Source organism: Methanolinea sp. (assembly GCA_016699325.1).
Classification (GTDB): Archaea; Halobacteriota; Methanomicrobia; order Methanomicrobiales; family Methanospirillaceae; genus UBA9949.
In genome coordinates, this window is sequence record CP064971.1 from 874,252 (window position 1) to 897,719 (window position 23,468).

The 23,468-nt window shown below is 52.9% G+C and carries 23 protein-coding genes, 1 tRNA gene and 1 pseudogene; 10 read left to right on the plus strand and 15 right to left on the minus strand.

Annotation, left to right across the window (positions count from 1 at the left end; translation table 11 throughout):
• Positions 1-122 precede the first annotated feature (122 nt).
• The 12 genes from IPI71_04705 to IPI71_04760 all read right to left on the minus strand — a co-directional run bounded on the left by IPI71_04705 (position 123) and on the right by IPI71_04760 (position 12,996).
• Positions 123-1,844, minus strand: a complete 1,722-nt coding sequence (locus IPI71_04705; protein QQR71793.1) for a putative DNA binding domain-containing protein — start codon at positions 1,842-1,844, stop codon at positions 123-125.
• A complete protein-coding gene (locus tag IPI71_04710; GenBank protein QQR71794.1) occupies positions 1,816-3,267 on the minus strand; it encodes an SAM-dependent DNA methyltransferase in 1,452 nt (483 codons plus the stop codon). Before IPI71_04710 ends, IPI71_04705 begins: the two co-directional genes overlap by 29 nt.
• Before the next feature lie 39 nt (positions 3,268-3,306).
• Positions 3,307-5,598, minus strand: coding sequence for a DEAD/DEAH box helicase family protein (locus IPI71_04715; protein ID QQR71942.1), 2,292 nt, complete (start codon positions 5,596-5,598; stop codon positions 3,307-3,309).
• A 93-nt stretch (positions 5,599-5,691) separates the two neighbouring features.
• Positions 5,692-8,529, minus strand: a complete 2,838-nt coding sequence (locus IPI71_04720) for a hypothetical protein (GenBank protein QQR71795.1) — start codon at positions 8,527-8,529, stop codon at positions 5,692-5,694.
• The gene (locus IPI71_04725; protein ID QQR71796.1) at positions 8,526-8,888 is read right to left on the minus strand and encodes a hypothetical protein; all 363 of its coding nucleotides are present in this window, start codon (positions 8,886-8,888) and stop codon (positions 8,526-8,528) included. Before IPI71_04725 ends, IPI71_04720 begins: the two co-directional genes overlap by 4 nt.
• Positions 8,872-9,051 carry a hypothetical protein gene (locus tag IPI71_04730; GenBank protein ID QQR71943.1) on the minus strand — a complete coding sequence of 60 codons (180 nt, stop codon included), beginning with the start codon at positions 9,049-9,051 and terminating at the stop codon, positions 8,872-8,874. The genes IPI71_04725 and IPI71_04730 overlap by 17 nt, the downstream gene beginning before the upstream one ends.
• A 124-nt stretch (positions 9,052-9,175) precedes the next feature.
• The gene (locus IPI71_04735; GenBank protein QQR71797.1) at positions 9,176-9,349 is read right to left on the minus strand and encodes a hypothetical protein; all 174 of its coding nucleotides are present in this window, start codon (positions 9,347-9,349) and stop codon (positions 9,176-9,178) included.
• A 349-nt stretch (positions 9,350-9,698) separates the two neighbouring features.
• The gene (locus IPI71_04740) at positions 9,699-10,601 is read right to left on the minus strand and encodes a hypothetical protein (GenBank protein QQR71798.1); all 903 of its coding nucleotides are present in this window, start codon (positions 10,599-10,601) and stop codon (positions 9,699-9,701) included.
• A 369-nt stretch (positions 10,602-10,970) separates the two neighbouring features.
• On the minus strand, positions 10,971-11,483 hold the full coding sequence (locus IPI71_04745) for a hypothetical protein (protein QQR71799.1): 513 nt from the start codon (positions 11,481-11,483) through the stop codon (positions 10,971-10,973).
• A 118-nt stretch (positions 11,484-11,601) separates the two neighbouring features.
• The gene (locus tag IPI71_04750; GenBank protein QQR71800.1) at positions 11,602-12,117 is read right to left on the minus strand and encodes a hypothetical protein; all 516 of its coding nucleotides are present in this window, start codon (positions 12,115-12,117) and stop codon (positions 11,602-11,604) included.
• Positions 12,002-12,613, minus strand: coding sequence for a hypothetical protein (locus tag IPI71_04755; GenBank protein ID QQR71801.1), 612 nt, complete (start codon positions 12,611-12,613; stop codon positions 12,002-12,004). Before IPI71_04755 ends, IPI71_04750 begins: the two co-directional genes overlap by 116 nt.
• Positions 12,595-12,996 carry a hypothetical protein gene (locus tag IPI71_04760; GenBank protein ID QQR71802.1) on the minus strand — a complete coding sequence of 134 codons (402 nt, stop codon included), beginning with the start codon at positions 12,994-12,996 and terminating at the stop codon, positions 12,595-12,597. The genes IPI71_04755 and IPI71_04760 overlap by 19 nt, the downstream gene beginning before the upstream one ends.
• Positions 12,997-13,132: 136 nt before the next feature.
• On the opposite strand from IPI71_04760, the gene yaaA reads away from it, so the two are divergent.
• Entirely contained in the window at positions 13,133-14,380 is a 1,248-nt protein-coding gene (gene yaaA, locus IPI71_04765) for a peroxide stress protein YaaA (GenBank protein QQR71803.1), read from the plus strand.
• Positions 14,381-14,428: 48 nt separating this feature from the next.
• On the opposite strand, the gene IPI71_04770 is transcribed toward yaaA, so the two are convergent.
• Positions 14,429-15,643 (minus strand): tyrosine-type recombinase/integrase, encoded by a 1,215-nt coding sequence (locus IPI71_04770; protein ID QQR71804.1) that lies wholly within the window; start codon positions 15,641-15,643, stop codon positions 14,429-14,431.
• Positions 15,644-15,753: 110 nt separating this feature from the next.
• Positions 15,754-15,826, minus strand: a tRNA-Thr gene (locus IPI71_04775).
• Positions 15,827-15,834: 8 nt separating this feature from the next.
• Between IPI71_04775 and IPI71_04780 the strand changes: the two genes are divergently transcribed.
• Both IPI71_04780 and IPI71_04785 read left to right on the plus strand, forming a co-directional pair.
• The gene (locus IPI71_04780; GenBank protein QQR71805.1) at positions 15,835-16,062 is read left to right on the plus strand and encodes a hypothetical protein; all 228 of its coding nucleotides are present in this window, start codon (positions 15,835-15,837) and stop codon (positions 16,060-16,062) included.
• Between the two features lie 81 nt (positions 16,063-16,143).
• The gene (locus IPI71_04785; protein QQR71806.1) at positions 16,144-16,860 is read left to right on the plus strand and encodes a hypothetical protein; all 717 of its coding nucleotides are present in this window, start codon (positions 16,144-16,146) and stop codon (positions 16,858-16,860) included.
• 24 nt (positions 16,861-16,884) lie between these two features.
• Here the strand turns inward: IPI71_04785 and IPI71_04790 are convergent, their stop codons facing one another.
• Positions 16,885-17,163, minus strand: coding sequence for a DUF504 domain-containing protein (locus tag IPI71_04790; GenBank protein ID QQR71944.1), 279 nt, complete (start codon positions 17,161-17,163; stop codon positions 16,885-16,887).
• A 267-nt stretch (positions 17,164-17,430) separates the two neighbouring features.
• Here IPI71_04790 and IPI71_04795 point away from each other — a divergent pair.
• The 7 genes and pseudogenes from IPI71_04795 (at position 17,431) to IPI71_04825 (ending at position 23,443) form a co-directional block, all read left to right on the plus strand.
• Positions 17,431-17,950 (plus strand): annotated as a pseudogene (locus IPI71_04795) (amino acid permease).
• A gap of 56 nt (positions 17,951-18,006) precedes the next feature.
• Positions 18,007-19,239: a methyl coenzyme M reductase-arginine methyltransferase Mmp10 gene (gene mmp10, locus IPI71_04800; GenBank protein QQR71807.1), complete on the plus strand. Its 1,233-nt coding sequence runs from the start codon at positions 18,007-18,009 to the stop codon at positions 19,237-19,239.
• A 186-nt stretch (positions 19,240-19,425) separates the two neighbouring features.
• Positions 19,426-19,884 (plus strand): 30S ribosomal protein S15, encoded by a 459-nt coding sequence (locus tag IPI71_04805; GenBank protein ID QQR71808.1) that lies wholly within the window; start codon positions 19,426-19,428, stop codon positions 19,882-19,884.
• A gap of 4 nt (positions 19,885-19,888) precedes the next feature.
• Positions 19,889-21,106 (plus strand): DHH family phosphoesterase, encoded by a 1,218-nt coding sequence (locus tag IPI71_04810; protein QQR71809.1) that lies wholly within the window; start codon positions 19,889-19,891, stop codon positions 21,104-21,106.
• A complete protein-coding gene (locus IPI71_04815; GenBank protein ID QQR71810.1) occupies positions 21,103-21,327 on the plus strand; it encodes a hypothetical protein in 225 nt (74 codons plus the stop codon). The genes IPI71_04810 and IPI71_04815 overlap by 4 nt, the downstream gene beginning before the upstream one ends.
• Positions 21,306-22,838, plus strand: a complete 1,533-nt coding sequence (locus tag IPI71_04820) for a serine--tRNA ligase (protein QQR71811.1) — start codon at positions 21,306-21,308, stop codon at positions 22,836-22,838. The genes IPI71_04815 and IPI71_04820 overlap by 22 nt, the downstream gene beginning before the upstream one ends.
• Before the next feature lie 11 nt (positions 22,839-22,849).
• Positions 22,850-23,443, plus strand: coding sequence for a 30S ribosomal protein S3ae (locus tag IPI71_04825; protein QQR71812.1), 594 nt, complete (start codon positions 22,850-22,852; stop codon positions 23,441-23,443).
• Positions 23,444-23,468 lie beyond the last annotated feature (25 nt).

The window sequence follows — 23,468 nt, forward strand, 5'->3', positions numbered from 1 at the left end:
AGTCATTCATGTCCATTTTTAAATTCCTGCGAAAATTTCCAATATTAATCTCTCCAATCTCTCTCCAATTGTTATCCATTTTAGAATTCGGGATTTGCTAATTTGGCAGGAATTCTGTTCCATCATGATGAACGGTCTTTCGATGCGAGGACCCAGCGTGCTGCCTGGGTTCTTCCAATCGTTTCCAGAGTTCCATCCCTTCGCATTTCCTGGAGAAGGTCCTTGATGAACTGTCGCTTCTGTTTCTCATTCAACGCATCTGATACTTTATCTAGCAACAGGTCCTCAAAAGCACTCCATTTCGCTTCATGATAGGTTTCAAGATAGGTGACAATCATCTTCTTGAAATAATCTCTATCTAACGATCTCTTCCGGATGTAATCAGCCCGTGTGTCCGTTTCTGCTGCAACTTTTTCAGAGACATAGAGGTGTGGGCGTCTTCCCTCAATCAGTCCCTTCGTCTTCAAGGATCTGAATTCGTCCTGTGTAATTTGGCGGCCTTTCTGGACCTTATCAAGTGCGATAACATCGAGCAGATTCAAATCTTTCCTTCTAATCAGCATCCGGGTATATTTGGGATCGAGTACCTTTCCAATGATCCTCACGCTCACCCGTCCAGGTTCGCTAAGATCATAGTCAGGAAGGGGGAAATTGCGCTCCCTCTGATGCTGAAACATTCGCCGAATTCCGCTTCCAATTGTATCAATCATATTGAGATTCACCATGGCATTGGCGAGGAATCGGTTTCGATACCTGTCCGGTGGTGCATCCTGGATTAGGAGCGATTCAACCGAACCAGGAATGAAATCGCCGCGATTCGTAAAGAGCAGGGAATCGGGGCTCTCTACGATTGATATCCGGGCTCCCTGTGAATAGTCCTGATGCGCAATACAGTTATGTAGGGTTTCCCGGATGACCCAAGAATCATACTGTGAGATCTCCACCGGGAAGAGAGTTTCATCTGAAATATGCCGGTAAGTAAGGTTCCGAATCCTTCGGAATACGTCATTCACCGCAAGAATCAATGGGGGTCCGAAATGAACATAATCTCTTTCAGTTCCAGATTCATCTTTTAAAACCCAGGTTATTTGGGCTATTGATGGAGAGAGAAAATGCTCTGACTCTGTCCTCCCAAGAAGGACGATTGCAGTATTGGTGATATTGCCCTCAACGGAGATTTTTGCCCGGTTAAGGAATTCTGAATCCGGCCAGCGGTCGACCTCTTGAGCAAGACTTGGATACTTCTTCTTGAACTCGTTTCTGGCAAATGAGATGGCATCGGGTTCTAAGTCGGAGATTGAGGCTCCTTCACAGATTCTCGAAGACCAATCGACAGGACCCTGGTTCCGTATCCGTTCAATCTCATGAAGTGCAAGAGGTTCAAGTGAGTCATGAATCCGACCATAGGCTCGCTCTCTCCATGTTGTAGGGATCCCTCGGGAAGCTGGTGGAATTTCGAATATGATGACGCGACCAAACGAGGTATTGAACTCATGAATATCAGAAAAAGTCATTTGATGATTTGTCTGCCGGGCAATGCTTTTCTTAAGATCATCAAGACCAGGGGGCATCAGGCAATAATTTGAGCCTACAATTATCCTTGGCGGTGTATCGGTTACCCCGAAAATTAACCAACCTGCAGATTGGTCATTCAGATTTGCCTCATTACTAAGCGCTGAGAAATAACGCCCGAGAGTATCGAAATCGTATGTTGTTCTCGCTTCTTTAAATTCAATCCATTCGGTCTCGGAGGGAAGGTCCATTAATTCCTGTAATAATCTTGGTAATTCCTCTGGCGTATCATCACCCTCTAATCTACGGTCTGGTTCCCCTTCCAAGCGCATCCATGAGTTCCTGTTTTAGCGCTTCTCGTGTCTGTTCGACCTCGACACGGATCTTTTCATATTCCTTGAGGAGCTCAACGGGATCACCCGAGTCCTCGGACTTCGTGTTCGGATTCTTGATGTCAAGGTTGTAATTATTCGAGACAACGTCCTCGACCGACACCCGCCAGGCATGCTCGTTCTCGACACGGTTACCCCACCATGCCTTTTCCGGTGTGAACTCCTCAATCCGGATAGGCTTCGTCTTCGAGTAGGACTTGTAACCTTCCGGATAGGGGTGCTCGTAGAACCAGATCTCCTTTGTCGGCTTGCCTTTTGTGAAGAAGAGGAGGTTGGTCTTGATTCCGGTATACGGGCTGAAAACACCATTTGGGAGCCTGACAATCGTATGGAGGTCGCATTCAGTGAGGAGTTTCTCCTTTATCCGACTCTTCACACCTTCCCCGAATAAGGTTCCATCAGGAAGGACAATCGCGGCCCGCCCTCCGTCCTTGAGAAGGTGGATAATGAGGACCAGGAAGAGATCGGCCGTCTCTCGGGTCTTGAAGGCAGAGGGAAAGTTCGATTCAATCCCGTCCTCCTCCATTCCACCGAAGGGAGGATTGGTGACCACGACATCGATGCGGTCCTTTTGGGAATAGTCACGGAGCGGCCGGGCAAGGGTATTGTCATGGCGGATCCGGATCGGGACGTCGATTCCATGGAGCATCATATTGGTGACGCAGAGGAGGTGCGGCATCGGTTTCTTCTCTACCCCATTGACAGACTTCTGAAGAAGTTTTTCATCCTCGATGGTCTTGACCTGCCGGCGGAGGGCTTCGATCGAAGCAGTGAGAAAACCACCGGTCCCGCAGGCCGGATCGAGAATCACTTCGCCAAGCTTAGGAGCAATCATGTCGACCATGAACTGCGTCACGCCTCGCGGAGTATAGTACTCCCCAGCATTTCCGGCACTCTGGAGATCTTTCAGGATCTTCTCATAGATGTCTCCGAACAGGTGGCGGTCCTGGGAGCTGTTGAAGTCGATATCGTTGATCTTGTTGACCACCTGGCGGATGAGTGTCCCGTTCTTCATGTAATTGTAGGAGTCCTCGAAGACCCTTTTTACGACAAATCCCGACCCATTCGATCCCGCATCGACCGGAAGGTCCTTAAGCGTCGGGAAAAGTTTCCCGTCAATAAATGCGAGCAGGTCATCACCCGTGATTCCCTCGGGATTGGTCGCCCAATTTTTCCATCTAAGGGGTTCCGGGATGGGCGATTTGAAATCCTCGCGGAGCAGTTCGTATTCTTTTTCACGGTCGTCGAGGATCTTAAGAAAGAGCATCCACCCGAGCTGGCTGATCCGCTGCGCATCACCATCGACGCCTGCATCCTTGCGCATGATATCCTGGATGGCCTTGATCGTTGTGGAAATTGCCATCAGCACATCCCTCCCAGACAAATCACCGGTATCATTGGTTCAGCACTCCGCCGTGTAGAGGCATTGCTCAAGCCTCCGGATAGCGGTCAGATAATTCCCCTTTCCGCCGAAGATATTCTGAACGATTTCAAGTGGCGTGCCGAACTGCGAGAGCGGATCGACCTTGAGGATCTGGATGTCCTCGATGTCCTCAAGTCCCCCATCCGCATACTTCTCGAGGATCGCTTCAAGAACAGCCCGGCTCTTTGCCCCATATTTCTCGAAATAGGAGGCCCGCTTCACCTTGTCCGCACGCTCCCTCCGACTGAGAGGCGGCTTTCCGTAGACAATATGACAGATGAGATCGAACGGGTCGAACTGTTTCCCGACCTCGGTTTCAAGCGCTTCAAAGATTACCCCCTGTTCTTCGAGTTCCTTGACAATTGCCAGCTTCCGTTCGGCATGGGTCCAGGAATTGAGAAACGCATCGAGGGTCGCATACTGCCGGGTTACATTCTTTTTCGTGTAATCAGTGAGCGATTCGGTAATGAGCTTTCCATCGACCCCGAAATACTGGACACGTTCGGCTACGACCGTCACCGGGACATTTCCGACCACATACCTGAACCCCTCCCCCTCCTTTCGCTCCTTCTTCTTCGGATCTTCGATCGGGCCGATGTAGCCACCTCCATCGAGAGGTTCTCCATCGAAGTCAGGGTCTGCAAAATGTTCCGTTGCTTTTCGGAAGTCCATGATGGTGAAGTAGTACTTGTCATATTCTTCATTGATCCTGGTCCCGCGCCCGATGATCTGCTTGAATTCCGACATGGACTCGATTCGCTTGTCAATCACGATCAGCTTGCAGGTCTGGACATCGACACCAGTCCCGAGAAGACGGGAGGTGGTCGCGATGACCGGGAACCTGCTGTCTGGCATGATGAAATTGTCAAGTTCGGCCTTTCCATCTGGAGAATCACCGGTAATCCGCACGATATACCGTGGATGTTCCGTAACGAGATCTGAATTCTCATTCACGAGATACTGGCGCATCCTCTCGGCATGGTCGATATTTTCGCAGAACACGATGGTTTTTGCAAACCGGTCGACCATCTTGAGGAAGTCAGAGACCTTCCGGGCGACGAGACGCGTCCGCTGTTCGAGGATAAGAACCCGGTCGAAGTCCTTCTGGTTGTAGAGCCGGTCATCGATGAGATTTCCGTATTTGTCCTTCTGATCTTTTGCCGGCCGCCACCCGGTCAAATCTTTATCAAGGTCTATACGGACGACACGGTAAGGAGCAAGAAATCCGTCCTCAATACCCTGCCGGAGAGAATAGACAAAGACTGGAGGCCCGAAGTAATGGATATTCGAGACATACTTTGTTTCTTTCGGGGTTGCTGTCATGCCGATATGGGTCGCTGATGAGAAGTAATCTAGGATTTCATGCCACATCGCATCCTCGGCTGCACTTCCCCGATGGCACTCATCTACAACGATCAGGTCGAAGAAATCGGGTGAGAACTGCTTGTAGATGTTTTTCCATTCCTCGGTTCCGGTCACCGCCTGGTAAAGAGCAAGATAGACCTCATAGCTTTTGTCGACCTGCCGGTTTCTCACCTTGACCATTGCAGATCCGAACGGTTTGAAATCGTTGGTGAGGGTCTGGTCAACGAGGATGTTCCTGTCGGCGAGGAAGAGGACCCGCTTCTTCACACCGGCCTTCCACAAGCGCCAGATGATCTGGAAGGCGGTATAGGTCTTGCCAGTTCCCGTCGCCATCACAAGGAGGACACGGTTTTGTCCCTTTGTAATCGCTTCAATCGTCCGGTTGATTGCATTGATCTGGTAATATCGGGGTTCCTTCCCGGTCTCATCGATATAATATTCCTGGGTGATTGCAGCAATTTTTCCTTCATCGATTCCTTTCCATTGGCAGTAACGTTTCCACAGGTTTTGAGGTGACGGGAACGCGTCGAGGGAGAACTCTTCCTCCATCGGGGATTTCGTTCCGGTTGAGTCATGTTCGAGGAAGGCATCCCCGTTCGAGCTAAACACAAAGGGAACATCGATCATCTGTGCATATTCAAGAGCCTGTTGCATCCCTGCCCCTACTGTGTGATTGTTATCCTTTGCTTCGATTACCGCAATCGGGACATTGTGACGATAATAGAGAATGTAATCGGCAAATTTCGGATTCCCTCGCACGACCGATCCGCTCTTGACCGAAATTCGCCCCTTGGTGATATTCACCTCTTCCCGGACCTGGGTATGAAGATCCCACCCGGACCGGGAGAGTGCCGGGGTGATGAATTTCGTACAGATATCACGTTCGCTGAGGGTTTTCTTGTCCACTGGTGCCACGGAGATCTAACCTTTCAATACAAGAATAGTCGTGATAAGATACGATTAAATTTCGCCAGCGTTCGGAGTGAATAAAGGGCTCATTTACTTTATGCCTGATTGTTCATTCCACTCACTTACCATCCTCGCATAGCAGTTCTCACACACCCCCACATTCTTTTCCGCACACCGGAAGACCGCTGCTTTCACATGACAAACATCACACCGGCTGGACACCACTTTAACCCTGACAAAATCCCGGTGGTCCAAGAGTCCAGGGAGGGGATTTATACGGAATGGCTTCCCGCTCTTCGCATCCTTTCCCTTTCTTTGCACGTCTTTGCGGAGGCTGGTGGAGATTGAATGACCATTCTGCAGACCCGAATCTGCAATTAGGGACCTCAATGACCCTGCATGTAATTTGTTTTCACCCTTTCCCGAAATGCAGGCACGGGAAGAGGTATCACTCGCCCGATCGTGCATGCTGTGCGTTCCTGATAAATGATGCAAAGAGGTATCAGAAGAGGTACCTCTCTCAGTACCTTCTTCTTCATTTTCAGATTCCAGACCGGAATCAACATCTTCTTCATTTACATCAGTGTCGAGCAAACCTAGTGCAATAGTGTCATCATTCGTTTCGTTTCGAGGACCTCGTGTCCTTCGCTGCTCTTCTTCCAGTTCGTCTTCAAGCCAGATCTCCGCCCTCGCTGTCCAGTTCTTGTAGAGGCCGATGTCGAACGAGAAGTAATGCTCCCGGTGTTTCACCTCCATCCCGTAGATGTCCTCGGCGACCGTGGCATCAATGTAACTCACCGCAGGGCACTTATCGAGGATGCCGGTATAGAGTCCACGACTGTTCCGATACCCTTTGAGTAGCCTGTAGACCTGGTGATAGGAGAGACCGAGGACATCCTGGAGCTGTTTGATGGTGAAGACCTCGAGTCCCATCTTAGCGATGCTGTCAAGGGCGGCTGCCTCGTTCCGAGTCTGCTTCGTCTCCTGGGCCCCGGTATCACCGGTCAGGTCCAGGAAGAGCCTGCGGGCATACTCGAAGTCCTCGCGAGTAGCGATGATGCTCCCGTGCTCATCCTGGTCCCGCTGGAGAAAGAAGAGCCTCGCATGGCACTTGATCAGGTCAAAGAGCATCCCGGGATTCCTTCGGTTCTGGGCAGATGAGAAATGCACTCGAGGGGCAAAGGGGACGCGGACATGCAGGACCTGCTCCTTCACGAGCTCCCAGATCGCCCGGCAGACAAGGATGTCCGGGTCTTCTCCGGCAACGGCTTCCTTTGCCTCGGCAGTTTTCAGGTGGGCCAGGACCGCTGCGTCCTGGTCGGCCGAGTCATCGATCCAGACACAGAGCATCCTGTTCATGACCTGATCGTCACCGGCCAGGTCCACCTTCGCTAGCCACCAGACGCACCGCTCGGGGATGGTGCAGATCCGTACCTGCCGATCGCTGGTGAGTGTCCGATGTTCGATCGGCTCCCGGAAGCTCGCGGTTGCCGACTTCAGGATCTCCTGCAGGTCCTCTGAGAGGGACACATCATCGAAGAGGAGGACAGTGCCCGGCTGGATCGGGTGGTAATAGAGGGCCTTGTCCGAGACCGTCCCTTTCAGTTTGAACTTCTCGGGGAGGAGGTTGAGCATCGCGCGACAGGCATGGGTCTTCCCCTTCCCCGAGTTTCCTGATATTGCGACATGGAGTCCCTGGGTATTCAGGACCGATTGCGATGCGACCGAGAGGATGAGGCATTCGGCAACGACCCGGTCCCCGACATGGTCCCGATGGAAGACGTCCAGGATAAAGGTGAGAGGGTCACCGGACCGCAGGGTCTCGGCAGCCTGGGACCGGGATTCGATCGTTGCAGCAGGAGGCAGTGGAGGAGCAGGGGGTGAGAGGATTGATGCAGTATTGGCTATAGATCCCCGCTCTCGCTTTTCGCGTATCCTCGGTTCATACCGTTCCCGAAGCTCCGGCCATCGCTGTGTCCCGCCACCACACGAAGCATGCTGGCAGCCGGCATGAACCGCTCCGCTTGGGAACTGGATGGCAAACGCTCCGTCCTGGTGCGCGGAGGAAAACGGGCACTCGTCCAGGACATAGAGCATCCCTCCCTGCCACGGCTTCTCTGACCGGATCCCGATCCGGTGGGCGTTCAGCCACTCGTGGAGGTCGAGGCCCCGCCCTTTCGTCCGCTGGCCAGGGTCCGGATCGTTCTTCGGAAGTAGGCTGGCAAGGTGACGGAGCTGTTCGACCGGGACCACATTCACCTCTTTAGGGACTGCGATGATGCGTGACTGCCGGTGAGGCCGGCTGGAGGTGTTGTCCCCTTTCTTCGACGTGGTCCCATAGAGTTTCCAGATCCGAGCGGCGTTGAAGTTCGCGGCATCCACGGATACCGTTCCATCGGAAAACAGGGTGTCAAGGACTCCAAGGCACCCTTTCACTAAGTCTGTTGATGCATCATCATTCGGCAGGTCGATCCGGTAGAGCAGGTGAGCCCCGTTCCCGGAGTCAGCCATGATAGGATCCGGGAACCCCTGCTCTCCAAGCCAGGTCCGGATACGCCCGGCATGAGCAAGAGCAGCCTCGTGTTCTGTATCGGTGGATGAGACTCCACTTGGCCGGACCGGGTCCAGGTCGACAGGGAGCCAGCGCCGGCTGAGTACATCAGAGTCGCTGGTGGTCGGGTCCTTCCGGCCCAGATTCAACTTCACCCGGTTCGCTCTCCGGGAGAGCAGGGCCGGGTCAACCGTGTTCAACGTGACATAGATCCCGGCGACTTCCGGCAACGTGTCCAGGTTTGCCGTCTTCTCGGCCAGCGTATCGAAGTTGTCGAAATACCCGCTGTGGACCGAGTGGTCGGTCAGGGCCCGGAGCTCCACGATCCCGCCATCCGGGAAAAGGGTCGCGAGGGCCCTCTTGACCTCACTGCTCATGCCGATCCATCCTGACAGTCCGGGAAGAGGGGGAAGAGCGGTGCCGAGACCGCTTCCCCCCGGGCGACCCGCTGGAAACTCACGAGCGGGATAATGAAGTGCCCGGCCCGCGTGTAGAGGATCACCGCTTTCCCTGCTCGGTTGATGGCTGCGTGCCCCTCGATGGAGATTACCTCGCCCTCTTCCTTTCCATCTGCAGATGTCTTCCGCTGGACCTGTATGATCGGCACGACACGGCCGTAGAAGAGAAGGGCCCGGACCTCCTTTGCCTCGATCCGGTAGGACTCGCCGTCTATCTCCACGCGAAGGATCTCGTTCTCACCGAGCGAGAGCGTCCCGGGTTCAGTCACCGCGGTCACCCCGCTTCTCGTGCTTGACCTTCAGGACATAGTTGTGACCGGTGGTCCGCCGGATCCTGACCTCGGCAATTGTATCCCCGTACTTCTTGATCTCTTCCGATAGTGCCTGGGGGAGGAGATAGAGCGGGACCGGCGAAGTGGAGTGCTGTGCTGTGGGCATCAGACCCCTCCTGCGGACCAGATCGAAAATTCAGATAACCATACCTTTTTTAATCCGAGAAGAGAGGATATTCTGGGTCCCTCAAGTTGAATCATTGTGGAAGATGCTTCTGATTTTGGGGGGCCCACTACTTTTTCCTGCATGTCTCACCCTCCTTCAGGACAAAGAGTCCTTTCCGCAGAAAGAACTCCCCGATGCCCACGAACCCGGTCCGGCGTTCATAGGCTTCGACTGCTTCCCGTGTGACCACGAGCTGTTCCATGGTGTTCCGTTCCTGCATGCTGGCAACCCGTGTCGCCACATGCACACCAGCATGATCAAACGGGTGAAATAACCTAACTTCGCCACTTTTCAGTACTTCCATCAAATTTAAACGACTTAACCCAATTCGCCAGAAGCAATTTACCAGTGATTTGGCGCCTCCAGGCTACCATATCTCTTGATAAAATCTCCAAGAATTGGGCGTATTTCTGGGGAGAAGTTGGAAATGATCTTGACAGGATACCCAAAAGAAGGGTATATGATCGTAAGTGTCAAATTCGTGAGATAATTTTTGAGGACTTTCAGATTTTTCACGACGGGATCTTTACAGAAAAGTTGTGTCAAACTCACCAGGACTTTGGTGAGGAAAACGATCAACACGCACCTGATCACCGCGTGTTTGGACCAGTGCCGGATCGGCCGGGCTCGGCTCCTTCTTTGAGGTCCCGGATGAACTTCTCTGCACGGTCACGATTCTTGTAGGCATTCAGGATGTTTTCGGGATCATCATCGATGGTTGATTCAAGCACGAAGAAACCTTCAAGACCGGTTACATAGGGGTTGGGGATATCGCCAATGATCTTCTGGAGATGACCACGGGCGATGATCCAACCCTCAGGAGCGATATACTGGCCGAGATCTTTTCCGCGTTCAACCTTCTTTGTGAGAACCTTCCCCTTCTCCAGGTCTTTCTCAAGTTTCCTTGCTTTCTTCGTCAACTGGTCACAGGCCAGGTCGTCACAGAAAAATATGTACCGGACTTCTTCGCCATCCCGATATTTGACACATGAATAGACCCGGTTGCCAGAAACGAATGAAACCTGGCTTTCTTTCCTGGCATGGTAGATCGTTATCTCGTTCCGGTATGGTCCTTTCTTCTTTGCTTTCAGGGTCAAATAATGGAACTTCAGATCGCGGATCCTTCGTTTGTTATCCTGGGTATTCCCTCCACAGTCAAACACCAGAAGACTGCCTTCAGGAAGAACGCTCGAGCATAACCGGATCAGCATCTGCATATGCTTTTTATCCTGAACATTTCCTTTCTGGATGGTCAGCATCGTCGGTATGTTATTGAGGCCGACACTGATCCCAAATGCGATCTGGAGTTTCCCTGGCTGATTGTCCCGGGAATACCCTAACTCCCCCAGCGGACATTTTGTCCCCTCAAAGTAACTCGAACTGAAGTCCACGAACTGGGTTGGATCCACGAGGCTCTGCTGGGAGATCCAGCGTTGAAACTGGTCAAGAACAATCGACTTTCTTTCTCCCAGTCGTTCCAGAGTCCGATACAAACTCCGGTCTGAAATTGTATCTTCAAACCCCAGTGTCTTGAGAAGTTCGTCGGGGTAAAGTCCAGAATCTTATTGATCGATACCGATTGATTGAGTTTGTTGCTGATGAGAAGCTTTACGGATGGTATGAATGACTTGCTTCGACCACCAACTCCGCCAAGAACTGATGCGAAAAAGTTGGTCTCCGAATCAATTTTATCGATTAATGCTATATTACCTAATGAGAAGGCTGTGTTTTTTTGCATGAAATTATATAAACACTACCTTCTCATCCTTCTTCTGGCGAAGTCAGGAAATAAGGGTGAACGGGAGCTCCTGAAAGTGGGTCAGGATAAGCCTGACTGTATCGGATAAAGGAGAAATAATAGTTCAATCGGATCTCACTGCGCTTGTCAAAATAAGATTGAGGGGATATCCTTCAACCAACGGGAAAGGGCCTACAACCTCCCAACGAGCATCTGAAAAAAAATCCTCGCGAAATTTTTTCATTTTATTTTCTGTATATCCATTAAAGGTTGTAAAAGTGATAACCTGTAGAATATTCGTTTTATTACTGAGATGATTGAGTAATCGAGCGATTTGACGAGGATATTCGATTTTCTTTTTAGAATCTTGCCCGGATACAAAAGGTTTCAATTCGAATAGAATGGCTTTGCCATCCGATTGGATACAAAGATCAGCTTTACCTCCATCGGGAAATGTGAAATCAGGGGAGATATCTCGATAGGGTATTCCCATACTTATCAAAACTGGAACGAGTTCCACTCTGAACCAGGATTCAAATGATGCTCTTGTTGAACAAAGAAATTGTGACGATGAACAGGCCGTAGTGTGGGCTGACATTTTAGAGAAAAGTTCTCTGATATTAATCGGTGAGAGCATGATTGATACTTACTCCCATCTCTTTTATTTTATCTTCTTCATATTTTCAACCTAACTTCGCCACTTTTCAGTACTTCCATCAAATTTAAACGACTTAACCCAATTCGCCAGAAGCAATTTACCAGTGATTTGGCGCCTCCAGGCTACCATATCTCTTGATAAAATCTCCAAGAATTGGGCGTATTTCTGGGGAGAAGTTGGAAATGATCTTGACAGGATACCCAAAAGAAGGGTATATGATCGTAAGTGTCAAATTCGTGAGATAATTTTTGAGGACTTTCAGATTTTTCACGACGGGATCTTTACAGAAAAGTTGTGTCAAACTCACCAGGACTTTGGTGAGGAAAACGATCAACACGTACCCGATCACCGCGTGTTTGGACCAGTGCCGGATCGGCCGGAGCTCGGCTCCTTCTTTGAGGTCCCGGATGAACTTCTCTGCACGGTCACGATTCTTGTAGGCATTCAGGATGTTTTCGGGATCATCATCGATGGTTGATTCAAGCACGAAGAAACCTTCAAGACCGGTTACATAGGGGTTGGGGATATCGCCAATGATCTTCTGGAGATGACCACGGGCGATGATCCAACCCCTCAGGAGCGATATACTGGCCGAGATCTTTTCCGCGTTCAACCTTCTTTGTGAGAACCTTCCCCTTCTCCAGGTCTTTCTCAAGTTTCCTTGCTTTCTTCGTCAACTGGTCACAGGCCAGGTCGTCACAGAAAAATATGCGGACTTCTTCGCCATCCCGATATTTGACACATGAATAGACCCGGTTGCCAGAAACGAATGAAACCTGGCTTTCTTTCCTGGCATGGTAGATCGTTATCTCGTTCCGGTATGGTCCTTTCTTCTTTGCTTTCAGGGTCAAATAATGGAACTTCAGATCGCGGATCCTTCGTTTGTTATCCTGGGTATTCCCTCCACAGTCAAACACCAGAAGACTGCCTTCAGGAAGAACGCTCGAGCATAACCGGATCAGCATCTGCATATGCTTTTTATCCTGAACATTTCCTTTCTGGATGGTCAGCATCGTCGGTATGTTATTGAGGCCGACACTGATCCCAAATGCGATCTGGAGTTTCCCTGGCTGATTGTCCCGGGAATACCCTAACTCCCCAGCGGACATTTTGTCCCCTCAAAGTAACTCGAACTGAAGTCCACGAACTGGGTTGGATCCACGAGGCTCTGCTGGGAGATCCAGCGTTGAAACTGGTCAAGAACAATCGACTTTCTTTCTCCCAGTCGTTCCAGAGTCCGATACAAACTCCGGTCTGAAATTGTATCTTCAAACCCCAGTGTCTTGAGAAGTTCGTCGGGGGTAAAGTCCAGAATCTTATTGATCGATACCGATTGATTGAGTTTGTTGCTGATGAGAAGCTTTACGGATGGTATGAATGACTTGCTTCGACCACCAACTCCGCCAAGAACTGATGCGAAAAAGTTGGTCTCCGAATCAATTTTATCGATTAATGCTATATTACCTAATGAGAAGGCTGTGTTTTTTTGCATGAAATTATATAAACACTACCTTCTCATCCTTCTTCTGGCGAAGTCAGGTTTCAATTGAACAGTCATGTCCTCGAATACTGCTCCGTCCAATACCTATAATCCAAAAAGTCCGGTTCTATTCCTCGGAATCTGTTCGTTGAATAAAGCGACCGTTTCCAGCGATGAACCATATCATAAGGAACGATCGATTGCAGCCCGACTTAAAGATCCTCAAGCGATTAAACTTCTTTATCAGGCAAGAAATCTGTCTTTTGACCTCATATTCAAAGGGGGTCTTGAGAATAAGGGAAGTTCTCTTGCAGAGCATCCCTTAAATCTTGGATTGCATCGTTCTCAAGACTTCAATGGAAAGGCTAGCGCCAAGTATTTACCTGCAATTGACCGCTATATTGGGCGCTTTTATTCGGGAAAAGGCAATGATGGAAAAATCTACGACCTTAAAACTAGCCTGGAAAAATCTCCTCACCATCTGCTTATAATATCAGGACTTTATGGACTGCTCCTTCCTGAAGAACAGATCCAACTGTACGAATCCCCCCTCGAAGATCTTCAAGAGATACAAGAGATTTGGAAGACAGACAATAGGCTAACCTGTCTCCTCGCTGCATATGCCAGGGCAGAAGGAATTAAGTTGGTCGTTGATATGACGGGCCAAAGGGCATATCAACAACTGATTGACTGGTCTGCGATCGAAGGACTAAAGGATGTACGAGTACTTCATGCGATGGGAAAAATTGGCCCCGGTGAGGATCAGATCAAGACCTTTGCGGCTGCGCTCTGTGATTCGCTTCTCAGAATGCCCGCGCCGGAACTGCTCGCACTCCCTGATTCTTGGATGCTTGAAACACATCACTTGATGCTTCGGAAAATCTTATCGCCGCCAAAGGGAGAGAATTGGCCGAAGGAACCTACCCCCATTGACGAATTTGCAGAATCCTTACTCCAGTTTATTAACCAAATGCCGACCAGCAGCGAGGAATCAGTTTATTCATTATTCGTTCATCGAAACGCAATGGGATTACTCAGCGAAATGAAACGAAAACAAATAGAATGGAGATTAAGTGTGCATCCCCATGTTCGAAAAGATATTGATAGTTATGATAATCCGCATATAAAACGTCTATTTTTCCAAAAAATGCAACAAGTCCTCATGGTTTATCCGATATCGCGTAAAATGAAAGAAATTACTGAAACAGGACGAATAAAGGAATTCACAATTTGGAGACTACGAATTGCTGATTATCGTCTTCATTTTTGTACTGATGAGACAAACCGGTTTTTCTACATATTCAGGTTTGAAAAGAAAAGTGAAGACGAGCAAACCTACGATTATTCTAACTTGGATGCTTCAACTTTACGACGTTTAATGTTGCGGGAAAAATGATTCCATTTTCTTTTTTGAGAACGAAGGAAAAAAGAGGGAAAATATTTTTCATCGGATTACTGGCGGTATGATTTTGGGGGTTGTCTTAAGTTCGGTGTGCTGCTTCGTCCCGCTCTTTTGCATGATGAACTCCATCAACTCCGGGCCGTGCCTGAGTACGAAGTCCTGGATCTCGTCTTCGCTGGCTGTTCCAGTCCCCATCAGCGATTGCCCGCAGACGGCACAATACTCCGCTGCGGGCGGCATGATCATGTGGCAGTGCGAGCAGACATGGGGCTCAAGAGCAGACTTTTTCTTCTCTCCTTCCGTGTCTTCAAGGCAGTAGACCCTGCGGAGCTCCCGCTCGATATCCTGCCCGGTGAGGTGGGCATAGGTGCGGAGCATCTTGGAATGGACCGACCCCCACATGATCAACTTGATCACACTCTCGGAGACGCCTTCCTGGACCATATGGGTGATCCGGGAGTGCCGGAAGAGATGGGGAGTCAGCCGCTTCTCGATGCCGGCACGTTTGCCGATGACCCGGAGCTGGGCGATGGCAGCCTCGTTCCTGAGGAGCGTTCCCCGGTAGTTGATAAAGACCGGAGCGTCCCCTTCCGGAGTCCCGGGATAGTCCACGCGCCATTGTATGATATACTCCATCCCTGCGATGATAGGGATGTACCTGGGGACGTTTGTCTTGAAGTTCACATTCACCACGATCCCGTTCTTGTTGAAGGTGAGGTCCTTCCACTTCATTGCCCCGGCCTCGCCGATGCGGAGGCCTCCCTCATAGATGAAGGTGATCATGGCCCGGTCGTAACTCCGGTAGCATGCCTTGTAGAGACGCTGAATCTCCTCAGGAGTTATCATCTGGGACGCAGTCTTTGTCATCGGGTTGTCCGGTGGGACCTTGATCCTCATCACCTTCTTTTCGGGAAGCGAGGTGTACTCGTTCTCCACAAGCCAGACGAGGAATTGTTTCAGGATCCTGACGAAGTCGTGCTTGGTGTTCTGAGCAAACGGAGTGCCTTTCGTGGTATTTCCATTCTTCAAGGCCTCGATGCCGTTGTAGACATCGGAAATGGTCATCCCGCTGAACTCAGGGAGGAACCTGCGCCAGTGCACTAGGGTGTAGGTGATCTTGTTCACCCTGGACAGGCCGATACATCCCGAGACTTTCTTTTCAGTGACAAAGTCGCGGATCAGAGCAATGTCGTTCTGCGTAATCCAGCCTTTTTTCAGTCCATTCTCGATGGATTTGTCTGCGAATTCAGGTCTCATGCCCGAGAATTGCGCATGGTGTTGAATCAGTGTGGAAGATTCTGCCATAGAAGGGCGTCTGAAAGGATGTATATAAATTTTGGGTAAGAAAATTGAAGGTTGACTTCTGAAGCCCCAGCCGTGATTTGAACACGGGACCTGCTGATTACAAGTCAGCCGCTCTGCCAGCTAAGCCACTGGGGCGCCATATAATGTTGCCGTTGGAGCGTGAAAAAGGTGGCGACTGGAGAAAAACCAATCACTCCAAGGGATCGCACCAGTACACCACCAGGGACCTTCATATCGGGTATGGCGAAGCCCCACCACTGGCAATTTGGTGTGACCTGGCACTTACCTATGGACCGGCCAGCGATACCATCTGGATACCGGTATGCCGGACAGGGTTTTCTCCGGGCTCTCATGCGGTCCGGGCGCCGTGATGGAAACGACTCCCGGTACACCTCCTTCCCAATCCTGTCAGCCAAACCTTGATATCAGATCCGGATAAGTGCTGATGAAAGATGGGCGATTCCGCACTCCTCGTTCTCGAAGGGCCCTGGTGGACGCCGGCCCATAAGCCCAAGCGCCCTTCCGTGCTTCCATTCCTCGAAGGGCTCGAGAAGTACAAGGGAAATTTCAACATCTATTACTCGAGTTTTTACGAGAAGAAGAGCTTCCAGAAGGCACTCGAGGACGACCTGACCCACACCAGGGAGCAGAGGCTCTTTCTCTACATCGCCGCCCACGGGGGTAGCCGGATGGTCGGGGCACTCGAGTCAGAGTCAGGGAAGTCGATTACCTGCGGTATGCGGCTCACCACCCTGCTGCAGGGGGTGAGAAAGGTTGCCCGCACCGGGAATATCGAGGGCGTACTCCTTGGATCGTGCACCATCGGGTCTAACCGGGCAGATCTGCTCTCAACCCTTAAGACCACCCCCATCGCCTGGATCTTCGGGTATGCCTGCGAGATAGACTGGATCCCGAGCACGCTCATCGACCTCTCAATCCTCGAGTATGCCATGGCCCTGAAGAAAGATGAACTCCGGAGCACGGTGAAGATCATCAGGGCCTTTGCCTCCGCCCTCAGCCGGTTTTCCGGAGACTACCCCCTCTGCCGGGAGGAGAACCGGACCGTCCCGCTGAAGCATGCCATATCGCTCTCGGTCAAACCACGAAAACCCGGCGCTCTTCCCGAAGACAGGACCCGGGCACTGCTCGACCAGCTCGGATGGTCATAAGACTAACCATCACTGTTTCTGTCTTCATCCTCGGCCCGTTCCCGGTTTCTCCTTCCCGTCCCCTCGTTCCCAGGCCGGCATTCCCGCGTAGCTTATCCGCGTAATCCGGTGGTAGGGAATGGGGGAGACCATGCCGGCACACTCGATTTCCATGTACTGCGAACCAAGATCCTTTATCCGGTCACCCTCCACACATGACTCGTCGCCCGTCGCTCCCCGGTCGACATAGCACACCACCACTTCACTGAACTGGTACCGTGCGTCGTGGTAGAATTGTAACAACAGTTCCCTGCTTTTACGCATGGTCCCAATCATTTCTGGATGCCGGCAATATATTAAGATCTGTCGGGACCGGGCGGTTTCGTCCTCGCCAGGGCAGACCCTGCCCGGCAGGTAAGAGCAGGATCATTCTCCCGCCTGGTTGTCCAGGGAGGGGGGCACCGAAAGGAAACCTTCGTGAAGAGACGGGTGGGCAAGACCTGCCGGAATTGCGGTAAACATGATACCTGCATCCCTGATCTGTCACCTTCACCCTTCATTTTATCAATTGAGTAGTTGAACACCAGAATGATGGGCAGCCATTTTCTGGATAAAAAGACCCTCTTTCGGACAAAGACCATCCCTGGACTGATGGAGTGCTGCCAGGGGGAACATACCCTCAAGAAAGTCCTTGGGCCACTGGAGCTGGTATTTTTCGGAGTCGGTGCCATCATTGGCACCGGGATCTTTGTCATCACCGGGATCGCCGCTGCAATCTATGCCGGACCAGCCATTGCGGTCTCTTTTATTGGTACGGGTGCTGCATGCCTCTTCGCCGCCCTCTGCTACGCTGAGTTCGCAACGATGGTCCCGGTTGCAGGCAGCGCCTGCACCTGCAGCTTCGCATCCCTCGGCGAGATCTGGGCATGGATAATCGGCTGGGACCTGATACTTGAGTACTCCGTCTCCATCGCCGTCGTCGCCATCGGATGGTCGGGCTACATGGCGAGTGTCCTAACCAGGGCAGGCCTGGCATTGCCTTTGGAATTTACGAACCCCAGTGGACGGAGGGATCCTGAACGTTCCCGCGATACTCATCATCTGTAGTTGAAACCTGATGCCTCGTTCCAAAGGAATTAATCGGTTAAAAGGAGAAAAATAAAGTTAATGACGCACCTCTCGGTCGACATCGGGGGACGCCCCGGTGTGAACTGCCGCGGTTTCTGCGAATACTGTTACTTCAAACACGTGAAAGAAACCCGGCCGTTCGGGTGCAGTCACTGCCCGCCCTACAGGGTCGGCTGCGACTATTGCAGCCGCAGTGTTCGGGAATACTACCAGGGATGGAAGACGCTTCGGGAAATCGGTGAGGAAACGCTGGCAAACCTCCAGATGATGACCGCAGATCTCGACCGGGTCACTATCAGCGGCGGAGGAGACCCGAGCTGCTACCCGGGGTTCACGGACTTAATCGAGCTCCTATCCGGTATGGAAGTACCGCTCCACATCGGGTATACCAGTGGGAAAGGCTTCGACGAAGTGGCAATCGCCGACTTCCTGGTCGATCACGGCCTCTCGGAAGTGTCCTTCACCGTCTTTTCCGTGGATCCCCGGAAACGGAAGCGCTACATGCACGATCCCACTCCCGAAGTCTCCCTCCGTGTCCTCGAACGGCTGTGCGGGGAGATTGATGTCTATGGTGCCGCTGTGGTGCTCCCAGGCATCAACGACGGGAAATATCTCGAAGAAACCTGCAGCTGGCTGGAGGAACGCGGGGCAAAAGGCCTTATCCTCATGCGGTTCGCCAATACCACGCGGCAGGGTCTGATCCTTGGTAACGCCCCGGTTATCAAGGGGCAGCGGATCCAGAGTCCCGAGGAGTTCCGTGACCTGGTGACCGATCTTGCAGGACAGTTCTCGTTCAAGATCAGCGGGACACCGCTCTGGGACCCGGCGATTGGATCGCCGTTTGCCATCCGGAACGATCCCGACCTACTCGGCAAACTGCCCTTGCTTGACAGGTCGGCCACGGTGATTTCGGGAAGTATTGCCGCCCCGGCAATCCAGGCTATCCTCGATGCCAGGGGGGGCGGGGTCAGGGTGGTGCCTGTAGAAAAAGAGATCGCCTGCCTGATTACCCGCGACGACCTCCTGGAGCTCGACCTTTCGGACATCGATGACCCGGTCATTATCCCGGGACGGGCGTTCGTTCACGACCGCGAGGCTGTCCAGATCTTCTCAAGGGACGGTATCGACCGGATGGTGTTCCGGGGTCCCGATACGCTGACCGCTGATGCCGAGACCAGTATGGGCATGACGCGGGATGGGGTGCTCCTGATGGAACTGGAAGGATTCTCAGATCTCATACGTTTCATCAACCGGTATGGCCGGGAGCGGTGAGCGTCCGGCTCTCCTTCGATACGCTTATTATCGGCCGGGCCGTATATTTGAGGCAAGCACAACAATGTGCTGGCATATGTAAGTCCGACGTGCTGTTCGGCACGGCCTTGCTTGTTACGGCTTGGGATTACAGAAGAGTCAGCGGTGTCTGCTCTTTTTCGGATTTACATCACCTGGAGGTGAACCATGGCACGTATACATGCACGCCGGAGAGGAGATTCGAGTTCGGTCCGTCCTCACCGCACTGAGGCGCCGTCCTGGTCAAATACCGACGTGAAAGCCATCGAGAAAGTCATCATCGATCTCAAGAAAGAAGGATATTCAAGCAGCCGGATCGGGCTCGTGCTCCGTGACCGCTATGGCGTTCCGGACGTCAAGCTGGTATTGGGGAAGCGGATCGGCCAGGTCCTCGAAGAGAACGGCCTGCGCTCAGAGATACCCGAAGACCTCCGCAACCTGATCGCAAAGGCGCTCGGTCTGCGGAAGCATCTCGCTGAGAATAAGAACGACCTGCACAACAAGCGGCAGTTGCAGTTGACTGAATCTAAGGTCCGGCGGCTGGTCAAGTACTACGTTTCATCCGGGCGACTGCCGGGCGACTGGAGCTACAAGCCGGAGACCGCGGAGATCCTGCTCTCCCGATAACGACATGTCCCTTGACGAAGCCGCATCCCGGGTTGCCGAACACCTCTCGCGACAGGAATACGTCGAGGTGTATGCGCACCACGACGCAGACGGGATTGCAGCGGGAACCATCCTCTGCATGGCATTGTTCCGGAGAGGTATACGATTCAGGCTGCGGGTGCTCCACCGGTTGAGCGTGGCATCGATCTCTCCCGGCACTCCGGTGCTGCTCTGCGACATGGGATCCGGTCTTGAGGACCTGCCAAACGAGGTCATGGTCGTCGACCATCACCTGCCCCGGTTTTCCGGTGACCTCCATGTCAACCCGCGCCTCGCCGGTATCGATGCCGATCGCGAGCTCTCATCAGCCGGCGCAGCTTACCTCGTTGCGCAGAAGCTCGGCGACAACCGTGACCTTGCCGGGCTGGTCATGCTCGGAATCCTCGGGGACGATCAGCAGATTGCCGGGAAAAACAGGGAGATCTTCAACAGCGCGGTTGCAGAATCGGTCATCACCCCAAGGAAGGGGTGCCTCCTGCCTGGAAGGGACCTTCACGAGCGGTTGCTCTGCTCAACCAAACCCTACCTCCACCAGGTTAGTGGAGATGAGATGGCGGTGGCAGACCTGATCGAGAGCGTGGCTGGAGATACGTCCCCTGATATGGAAAACCTGCTATCGCTCATCGTGCTCCGGATCAGCCCCTTTGCTCCAGCAGCGACCATGGAGTCTTTGTACGGGGATCGCTATTCCCTGGAGCGGGAGGTTCTCACCGAGGCCCATGCCCTTACCGCAATCGTGGATGCCTGCGGGAAGTGCGGACGCGGCGGACTTGCTGCATCGCTTTGCTTCCGTTCGCCAGAAGGGTTGAACGAGGCATGGGAAACGGCTCTCGGCCACCGCCTGCAGGTGATCCGGGCCCTCCGGTTTGCCCTGGAGAAACCGGACCAAAATGGGTTCTTCACCGTAGAAGAGACGTCTGTGGCAAGCGATCTCGCCGACGCACTGGTCCGTGACACATTGGTCGAAACACCGGTGATGGTTGCAGCAAAGGCCGGTGATCTCTGTCACATCTCCATCCGCTCCCCGGGCACTCACGATAACCGGCTCGGTGATGCCGCCCACCAGGCAGCGGTACAGTGCGGCGGTTTCGGAGGGGGGCATTCGATGAGGGCCGGGGCAACAGTCAGTTGCGCCCGTCTCGACGAGTTCCGGGAAGCATTCGGGAGGATCGTTGCAGCATGAAACTGATAGAAGGTGAGATTACTACCCCCCACAGGAACGCGCACTGTGTTGCCGGAGCCATCAGGCCCGACAACCTCCTCTCCATGCGGACAACGGCGTCCGGGACCGCGGTCAGGACCACGGTGTCGGCAACAAAACTGCGGTCCCTTATCGCATCGGTGGATGATTACCTTATGAATCTGGCAATTGCAGAGGAGCTATGCAGGTACACTTCAGGCTAGAGGCCGGGATCCGGTTCAGCGCCCCGTTCACACCGGAATCTGAACAGGCTGCCCGGACATTAATCGACGAGGCAAACAGGGTGCTCTTCATGCGGGGCGTCCCGAAAGGGACGGATCCTGCCGAAGTCGGCCGGATCACCGGGGCCCCGGAATTCCATGAAAACGTCCTCCGGCTCATTTTCGAGAGCGGGGCATACACCCGGGCCCATGACGCACTCTTCAGGTTCAGGAAGCAGGTCGCGCCGGCCCTTGGCAAGTATCGTCTCGGGTTACGGGAGATCGAGGTCGGGTCCTTCACCATCACCATGAAAGGCGACTTCCCGGAGAACTTCCGGGCCCCGAGACTGCCCTTTATCACCGAATCCAACCTCTCTGACGGCACCCTGACGCTCAGCCTTGCGATGAGTGCTGCCGATCTCGAGGGGCGGATACCCGACCGGCTCGTCCGGCTGGTGGAAGAGAAGATCGAGGCGGCGCTCTACGGTGGCAAGAGCGAGCACTGGGAGCTCGTCTTTGAGAGTGGGCCAAAACCCCGGCATACAACTGGAGATCCGACCGCCGGGATGGTGGCCCGGGGCTGGATCAAGCATGCCCCGGCCCGGGGACAGTGGATATACGGTCCGCAGGCAGTCCAGCTCTTCCGGGCCTTTGAACAGATCGTTATGGAAGAGATCATCCACCCCCTTGGCTTCTCGGAGATGATCTTTCCCAAGATGGTCCCCTGGGAAGTCTGGATGCGATCCGGGCATGCCAAGGGAGTGTATCCGGAGATCTACTACATCTGCACCCCGAAGACCCGCGATGCCTCCTACTGGGAGGATGTCGCCGATTACTACAAGGTGACCGGCGAGGTCTGGGTTGAGGAGATCCGGAACCGGATCGATGGTCCCATCGGGGGCATGTGCTACGCGCAGTGCCCTCCGTTCTGGCCCTTTGTGCAGGGAGAGACGCTTGGCAACGACTGCCTGCCCATCAGGGTCTTTGACCGGAGCGGGACATCACACCGCTATGAGAGCGGTGGAATCCACGGCATCGAACGGGTAGACGAATTCCACCGGATCGAGGTGCTCTGGTTGGGGACCGCGGAACAGACCGTGGAAATCGCCGACCGGCTCCACGAAGTATACACGCACGTCTTCGAAGAAATCCTCGAACTCGAATGGCGGTCTGCCAGGGTCACCCCCTGGTTCATGGCCCAGGAAGGGATAGTCGGGCGCGAGATCGAATGCAGCTGTGGCGAGCGGATCGGGACCACGGACTATGAAGCGTTCCTCCCCTACAACGAGAGCTGGCTCGAGTTCCAGAACGTCAGCATCAACGGGGACAAGTACCCAAAAGGGTTCAACGTAAAGATCCAGAGCGGGGCGGACTGCTGGTCCGGCTGCTCGGGCATCGGCCTTGAGCGGTGGACGGCGGCATTCCTGGCCCAGAAAGGCCTGGACTGTGAAAATTGGCCGGATACAGTGGCCGGAATAGTTGGAGAACCTAAAAATTTGTTTACATTCCTCTGAAAGGTGATTGAATGGCAAGGAAAAAACAGGCAGGACGAAGAGTTGAAGGCTGGAAGGCAAAGAGCTGGTACAAAGTATACGGCCCTGACAGCCTCGGTAAGACCTATATCGGTGATACCATCGCTAACGATCCCGAGAACGTGGTCGGACGGATCATGCAGACCACCCTTGGCGAGATCATCAACGATTATGCCCGTCAGAATGTGAAAATGAAGTTCCGGGTCTCGGATGTGGCGGGGGATGCCGCGTATACTGAGTTTATCGGGCACGAGCTGACCAGGGATTACCTGCGGTCTCTCGTCAAACGGCGCACCTCCCGCATCGATTGTCACGTCCCGGTTACCACAAAGGATGGCAAAAAGGTCGACCTGACCGTGACCTGCTACACCCTTACCCGGGCGAACCTGAGCCAGACCCATGCGATTCGCGGTCTCATGGCCCAGAAAGTGGGGGATATGGCAAAAGAAGGCGACTTCAACGCTCTCCTCAACGGGATAATTACCGGTGAGATCTCCAAGGCAGTCTTCAAGGCAATAAAACCACTCTTCCCGGTCCGCCGGGTTGAGATCATCAAGTCAAAGGTCGGGACGGTCAGGGCCGCGTGATGCCGCCTCCTGCCTCACCCGCATT

Coding starts and splice junctions, on each gene's coding strand:
- IPI71_04705 (QQR71793.1), bottom strand. CDS start 1,844: ATGCGCTTGGAAGGGGAACCAGACCGTAGATTAGAGGGTGATGATACG.
- IPI71_04710 (QQR71794.1), bottom strand. CDS start 3,267: ATGGCAATTTCCACAACGATCAAGGCCATCCAGGATATCATGCGCAAG.
- IPI71_04720 (QQR71795.1), bottom strand. CDS start 8,529: ATGAGCAGTGAGGTCAAGAGGGCCCTCGCGACCCTTTTCCCGGATGGC.
- IPI71_04745 (QQR71799.1), bottom strand. CDS start 11,483: ATGCTCTCACCGATTAATATCAGAGAACTTTTCTCTAAAATGTCAGCC.
- IPI71_04755 (QQR71801.1), bottom strand. CDS start 12,613: ATGTCCGCTGGGGAGTTAGGGTATTCCCGGGACAATCAGCCAGGGAAA.
- IPI71_04760 (QQR71802.1), bottom strand. CDS start 12,996: ATGCAAAAAAACACAGCCTTCTCATTAGGTAATATAGCATTAATCGAT.
- IPI71_04770 (QQR71804.1), bottom strand. CDS start 15,643: ATGAGACCTGAATTCGCAGACAAATCCATCGAGAATGGACTGAAAAAA.
- IPI71_04780 (QQR71805.1), top strand. CDS start 15,835: ATGTTGCCGTTGGAGCGTGAAAAAGGTGGCGACTGGAGAAAAACCAAT.
- IPI71_04785 (QQR71806.1), top strand. CDS start 16,144: ATGGGCGATTCCGCACTCCTCGTTCTCGAAGGGCCCTGGTGGACGCCG.
- IPI71_04790 (QQR71944.1), bottom strand. CDS start 17,163: ATGCGTAAAAGCAGGGAACTGTTGTTACAATTCTACCACGACGCACGG.
- mmp10 (QQR71807.1), top strand. CDS start 18,007: ATGACGCACCTCTCGGTCGACATCGGGGGACGCCCCGGTGTGAACTGC.
- IPI71_04805 (QQR71808.1), top strand. CDS start 19,426: ATGGCACGTATACATGCACGCCGGAGAGGAGATTCGAGTTCGGTCCGT.
- IPI71_04810 (QQR71809.1), top strand. CDS start 19,889: ATGTCCCTTGACGAAGCCGCATCCCGGGTTGCCGAACACCTCTCGCGA.
- IPI71_04815 (QQR71810.1), top strand. CDS start 21,103: ATGAAACTGATAGAAGGTGAGATTACTACCCCCCACAGGAACGCGCAC.
- IPI71_04820 (QQR71811.1), top strand. CDS start 21,306: ATGCAGGTACACTTCAGGCTAGAGGCCGGGATCCGGTTCAGCGCCCCG.
- IPI71_04825 (QQR71812.1), top strand. CDS start 22,850: ATGGCAAGGAAAAAACAGGCAGGACGAAGAGTTGAAGGCTGGAAGGCA.